A 6,122-nucleotide genomic window follows, 5' to 3' on the forward strand; every position below is an offset into this window, starting at 1 on the left:
TCTGATACCCCTGATCGCCAGGCCGCCACCTAACGCCTGCGCCGCGCGTGAAACTCGGCCTCGAGCGTCCACGTCACGCCATCCTGCGCCAGCGCAACTCCGGTCCACCGGAATGAATCCCTCGTGATTTCGGTGAAATTCCATCGAATCGGCGTGCCGTCGGCATGTGTGCCGATCTGCACGAGATCATTGCCGACGCGCCGGCCTGTCAGTTCATCGCGCTGACCGGTCCGCGGATTAATGTAAGTCACGCGCCACGCCCGCAGCGCCGGGTCCCACACCCGCAGCGTGGTGCCGTACATGGTGTCGGCGGCCGCGAGCCCCGCATGATGCTCGCTGCGTGGCGGCATGATCCACACGTCCTGCACGGCGCGGCCCTCGAGTACCCAGCCGAAATGAATCTCGCCGCGGCGGCGCGCGTTGCCGAGGTCGACGCGGTAATGCAGCACGTCCATGTCCCAACTGCCGATCAGCCAGCCGTAGAGATCGTCCGCGGCATCGATGTCGGCGGCGCGCGCCGGGGCGGTCAATGCGGCGTGAAAGCCGCGCTCGACGGTGTCGTCCAGCATGTTCATCGTGTGTGCTCCTTCGGGCGGTCAGTGAAAGCACCATCGCCGGAACGGGCAAAACCGCGCCGGCCGCCGATGTGCTAAAACCACGATACGGACTCAGCCGAGGTGCATCTTGGGGAAAATTGCCGTCACTTTGCAGCAGGCGCTCGCGCAACGCGCACGGGAAGGCACGCGCGGCAGCACAACCGCGCGCCCGTTGGCCCAAGGCGCAAGCTGGGATGTCGCGGACATCCTCTGCACCTTCGGCCCACGCGACCAGCCATTCGAGGAACGACACGCGGGCGTGTGCATCGCGATGGTGGTCGCAGGTTCGTTCGGCTACCGGGCAGCGCCGGGACGTGCGTTGCTCACCCCCGGCGCGCTGCTGCTCGGCAATACGGGTGACTGTTTCGAATGCGGCCATCGGCATGCGCCCGGCGATCGCTGCATCGCCTTCCGCTATGCGCCGGCGTACTTCGAGCGGCTTGCCGCGGACGCGGGCATCGCGAGCGGCGATCTGAACTTCAGGCGCGCGCGTATTCCGTCGCTACCTGCGTTGTCGCCGCTGATCGCGCGGGCCTGCGCCGGCGCCCTGGATGCTGGCGGCGCGGTGTGGGACGAACTTGCGGTCGAACTGGCCGTCTCGACGCTCAAAGCGGCGGGCGCATTGACGCGGGTGGAACCGCCCGCAAGCGCCGCGGCCTGGTCGCGCGTTGCGCAGACGGTGCGCCTGATCGACGACACGCCTGGCGCACCGCATACGTTGACGAGTCTCGCTGCCGCGGCGGGCCTGAGTGAGTTCTACTTTCTGCGCACGTTCCAGCGCGTGACCGGCGTGACGCCGCATCAGTATGTGCTGCGGGTGCGTTTGCGAGCGGCGGCGCAGCGCCTTCACGACGACAGCGCGAAGGTCGTCGATATCGCGCTCGATTGCGGCTTTAACGATCTCTCGAATTTCAATCATGCGTTTCGGGCGGAGTTTGCGACGAGTCCGCGTGCGTGGCGAGCGCGGGGCAGGGCGCGTCGCGCATGACCCGGTGCGCTGTGTTCATGAAGATAGCCGCCGCGTTGGTGCTGGTTGCGTGCGCAACCGCCTCGCAGGCTGAGGGCAGTGCCGCGAGAGGTCCGGGCGCTTCCAGCACCTCCAGCACCTCCAGCACCTCCAGCACCTCCAGCACCTCCAGCACCTCCAGCACCTCCAGCACCTCCAGCACCTCCAGCACCTCCAGCACCTCCAATGACGACCTTTCACCCTCGACGATGGAGCGTGATGTCCATCTCTTCGTGATCCAGAAAGACGGCTCCGTCGAAGAGCATGACGACACGGTCCTGCGGGCCAACACGACGAGCGGCGTCGACGATATCGCGCAACGCTACGTGTGGTTCAACAAGGACATCGAGCAGGTGCAATTGCTGGTCGCGGAAACGATCGACCCGGACGGCGTCGCGCATCCGGTCGGCCCCGAGGCGATCCGCGACGTGCAGGAACCGCGCTCGGCGGGCGCGCCGAGTTTCGAAGACGGGGTGTTGCGCACGGTGATCTTTCCGGGCGTCGAGCCCGGCTCGCGCGTGCATCTGGCGTTTCGCAAGACTCGGACGAAGCCGCTGCAAGTCGGCACGTTCGCGTACCTGGTCGAACCGACACGCGACCCCGTCGAGATGCAGCGCCTGATTTTCGACCTGCCCGCCGACGTGCCGCTCTATGCCGATGCGCGCGGCTATGTCGCGCTGCCGCCGGTCACGGAAAACGGCCGCACCCACTATGAATTCGACTACCAGCACGGCCCGTATGCGCCGCTCGAAGCGGGTGCGGTGGGCTACGCGAACTGGGGCGACCGGCTAATGGTGTCGACGGTGCCGGACTTCGCGAGTTTCGCCGCGCGCTATCGTGGCCCTGCTGCTGACGCGACGATGAACGACCCGGCGATCGTCCAGCTCGCGCAGAGCCTGACCGCCCAAGCCAGCGACCCGCGCGCGAAAGCACGGATACTGTACGACTGGATGCGTTTGAATATTCGCTACGTCGCGCTGTTTCTCGGCGAGACGGCGGCGATCCCGCATAAGGCGATCGACATCCTCCACAACCGCTATGGCGACTGCAAGGATCACGTCGCGTTGTACAGCGCGCTCTTGGCAGCGGTCGGCATTCGTAGCGAAGCCGTGCTGCTCAATCTCGGGCCGTACTACAGCTTGCCTTCCGTGCCGGGGTATGGAGGAAGCGCGATCAATCATGCAATCGTCTGGATTCCTGATCTATCGTTATTTGCCGACACCACGGCAGGCGGCGTGGGTTTTGGTTATTTGCCGCCAGGCGTGATGGACCGGCCCGTTTTGCTGGTCGGCGACGGCGTGCTGACGCGCACGCCGGCCACCCAGTTGCGCGAGCGCACGGCGCGCCTCCAGATCGACGTCGATGAGGGCGGGGCGGCGAACTACGCTTATCGCGTGGAAGATGCCGGCTACTCCGCGGAGCTCGAACGCAATATGTTTCGACGGGCAAGCCGGCAGCGTACGCAGCAGATCGCCGCGAATCGTCTGTTGCAGACCGGCTTGCATGGCACGGCGCACTTGCTTATCGGCGACGTGGCCGCCACAGACGGACCTTTTTCCACGTCGATGCAAGGGCGGGTGGAGCATTTTGTCTGGACCGATGGAACGACCGCTGTGCCGGCCCTGACGAGCTTATCCGGCGGAATGTCCGGGCAGGTGCAGGCGTGGCTGGCGGAGCCTTCGAGGACGCAGCCTTGGGCGTGTATCGGAGGAACTTTCGACGAGACGCTGGAAATGACGCTGCCGAGGTTCGCCCGCGTGACGGAGGTGCCGCCGGATGCCACAGTGCAGGATCGTTTCTTCGAGTTTTCTTCTCGCTACGTGTTCGATCCTGTCGCGCGGGTCTTGCAGGTCAGGCGACACCTTCGAGCCGCGTTTGGGCATCAGATGTGCTCTGCCGATGAATTTGCCGGCGTCAAGGATGATCTTGTCCGGATCGAGCGGGATCTCGATGCCGAGGTAGTGGTGAAGGCTATGAAGTAGAGGGGGGCCTCTGCGGCGCTCGGCGTCAGCGTGTGTGCGCCTGCTGCGATGCCTTTCCACCGCAGCAGGCGTAGACACTTATGGCAGTGCCAGAGGCAAAAGAACCTTAAGTGCCGCTCTTGGTAATGACAGGAACCCAATTCCCGCCCTTCACCTGGTAGAGCGTAGAAACCCCGCTCTTCAGCGCCCCGGTGCTGTCGAAAGAAATCTTCCCGGTGACGCCTTCAAAATCAATCGCCTTGAGAACAGGTCGATAAACCGCAGGCGAGGTGGATTTGGCCTGCTGCATTGCCTTGATCGCGGCCCATGCCCCGTCATACCCAAACGGTGCGTACGACAGGATATCCACCCCGAACCGCTTCTTGAACTTCGCGGAAAAGTCCTTGCCGCCCGGCAACTGGGCCAATGGTCGGCCGTATTCCCAAGCCATCACGCCTTCGGCCGAGTCGCCGGCGAGCTTGATGAAGTCCTGGTCCATCACGCCGCCGCCGCCCACCAACTGCGCGTTCATCCCCAATTGCTTCATCCGCTTCGCGAAGCCCGCCGCCTGTGTATCCAGACCGCCAAAGAAAACCAGATCCGCATTGCTCGCCTTGATCTTGGTGATCTGCGTGCTGAAGTCCACCGCGTGATTGTCGGTGTATTCGCGCGTCACGATGTTGCCACTGTGCGCCTTCACCGCCTTCTCGAACTCGTCGGCCTCGCCCTGGCCGAACGCGGTTCGGTCGTCGATGATCGCAATGCGTTTGGCCTTCGTCACCTCGACGGCATAGACTCCCGCATTGCCGGCGTTCTGGGCATCGGTGGAAATCACCATAAAGGTGTTCGCGAAACCTCGCCCTGTAATGATCGGATTGGTCGCGGCCGGGTCGATCACCGGAATGCCGCCCTGCTCGTACACCTGCGAGGCAGGAATCGTCGTGCCCGAATTGAAGTGGCCCACAACCCCCGATACGCCGGCGTCGACCAGCTTCTGCGCGGCCTGCACGCCGATGCGCGGGTCGGCCTGGTCGTCCTCGGAGACGAGCTGGAATTGCGCGACCTTGTCGCCGATCTTGATCTTCTGCGCATTGGCTTCTTCGATTGCAAGCCGGACACCGTTCTCCAGATCCTTCCCGTAGCCGGCGTTGGCGCCCGTCAGCGGCGCGGCGAAGCCGATCTTCACCGGCAGGTCGTCGGCGAAACTGGTCAGCGGCGCGATCGCGAAGGTAGCGCCAACAAACAGAGCAAGCGGTTTCAGCGTGTTGCGAAGACTCATGGTCTCTCTCCATCGACCGTTTCAAATGTGAAAGCGGCATGGTGGTCACGCTGGATCGATGCCCAGTGGCGTCCACATGCCGGTCAATCTGGCGCGAATATAGAAAGCCAATTTGCAACCGTCTTGGCAGTTCGCGGCGCTTTGAATGAGCATTTCGGCACAGGCCGCACAGCGCTTAGGCTGGCGGCTTGTCCGCAGCCGCGCGCGGGTGCGGATTGCGGCATATGCTTAAGAAGGAGGGAGGACGAGCTATTCCAACAACTTCAATGCTCGCCTTGCTGGCGCAGCAACTCTTCACGCAGACGCAGAAGGGGCGCCTTGGTCTCTTCGTCGGCCCAGGTGTCGAGATCGTCGATCGCGCGCTGGCAGCCGTCGAGCACCAGGTCGAGATCCACCGGCACGCCATTGTTCAACGCGAATTCGATGGTCTCGGCGAACTGCTGGCACTCGTCCTCGCCGTACGAAATGTCGAGGTTGTCGGCGATGACTGCGGCGATGTTGCTGCGCGCCTTGTCGTCGGGCGTCACCATATCGACGATGCCGCGTGCCACCGCCAGCGAATAGTAAAGCGCGATGTCGAGCCACTGTGCGGGATCGAAGTCGGCTTGGTCGAACTGATTCTCGAAGAACTCGATCGCTTCCTGCTCGTGCGCTTCGTCCGCGTCGACGCTCATGCACAACTGCTCAAAAAATTCTTCCCGCTCGCTGCGGATATAACCGTCCATCGATGCCTCGTCTGCTGAATGCCGGATGCCTGAAAAAAATGCCGCGGGGACGGGTGGCGGCCCGGGCCCACGCGGCACGCATTATAGGACGACCGGCTGACAATCGCGGATCGCGTGCCGGGCGTGGGTTCGGCTAGCAACTGATGCAGGGCGCAGGGTTACGTGTTGAGCCACGCCAGGGTGCCTGGCGCCTACGCCGTCTCCTCCGCCACCCAGGCGTCGAACCATTCACGCGGTTGCGCGATTTCGTTCTGCGCGGCCACCAGTTCCAGCTCGTAGCGCCCAGCCTGCCACGTCGCTTTGACCACCGCATTCACGGCGGCCAGCGTGTGCTCGAAGGCGGCGCGGATCGAATCGCCCAGCAGCGTGCGCGCGACAAACACCGCGCTCGTCAGATCGCCGACACCCACCGGCTGCCGCGCGAACGGGTAGAGCGGACGCTGCCCCATCCAGGCCTCGCGCTCGGTGACGACCAGCATGTTGAACCGGTCGGCGGGGCTGTTGCGATCGAGCAGATGTTTGACCAGCATGAGCTTCGGCCCGCGGGCGATGACC

5 protein-coding genes and 1 pseudogene are annotated in these 6,122 nt (G+C 64.0%); 2 read left to right on the forward strand and 4 right to left on the reverse strand.

The window, feature by feature from the left end; all coding sequences use genetic code 11:
• Positions 1–29: 29 nt before the first annotated feature.
• Positions 30–575 (reverse strand): hypothetical protein, encoded by a 546-nt coding sequence (locus GNZ13_RS38600; RefSeq protein ID WP_172174922.1) that lies wholly within the window; start codon positions 573–575, stop codon positions 30–32.
• A gap of 109 nt (positions 576–684) precedes the next feature.
• On the opposite strand from GNZ13_RS38600, the gene GNZ13_RS38605 reads away from it, so the two are divergent.
• Complete coding sequence (locus GNZ13_RS38605; RefSeq protein WP_172174925.1) at positions 685–1,584, forward strand: helix-turn-helix transcriptional regulator; 900 nt, start codon at positions 685–687, stop codon at positions 1,582–1,584.
• 17 nt (positions 1,585–1,601) lie between these two features.
• The gene (locus GNZ13_RS38610) at positions 1,602–3,584 is read left to right on the forward strand and encodes a DUF3857 domain-containing transglutaminase family protein (protein WP_172174928.1); all 1,983 of its coding nucleotides are present in this window, start codon (positions 1,602–1,604) and stop codon (positions 3,582–3,584) included.
• A 106-nt stretch (positions 3,585–3,690) separates the two neighbouring features.
• Here the strand turns inward: GNZ13_RS38610 and GNZ13_RS38615 are convergent, their stop codons facing one another.
• The 3 genes and pseudogenes from GNZ13_RS38615 to GNZ13_RS38625 all read right to left on the reverse strand — a co-directional run.
• On the reverse strand, positions 3,691–4,842 hold the full coding sequence (locus GNZ13_RS38615) for a branched-chain amino acid ABC transporter substrate-binding protein (protein WP_172174931.1): 1,152 nt from the start codon (positions 4,840–4,842) through the stop codon (positions 3,691–3,693).
• A gap of 263 nt (positions 4,843–5,105) precedes the next feature.
• The gene (locus tag GNZ13_RS38620) at positions 5,106–5,567 is read right to left on the reverse strand and encodes a hypothetical protein (RefSeq protein ID WP_172174934.1); all 462 of its coding nucleotides are present in this window, start codon (positions 5,565–5,567) and stop codon (positions 5,106–5,108) included.
• 191 nt (positions 5,568–5,758) lie between these two features.
• Positions 5,759–6,122, reverse strand: a pseudogene (locus GNZ13_RS38625) (pyridoxal kinase PdxY); the annotation flags it as partial.

The organism is Paraburkholderia elongata, assembly GCF_013177735.1.
In the GTDB taxonomy this organism is placed as follows: Bacteria; Pseudomonadota; Gammaproteobacteria; order Burkholderiales; family Burkholderiaceae; genus Paraburkholderia; species Paraburkholderia elongata.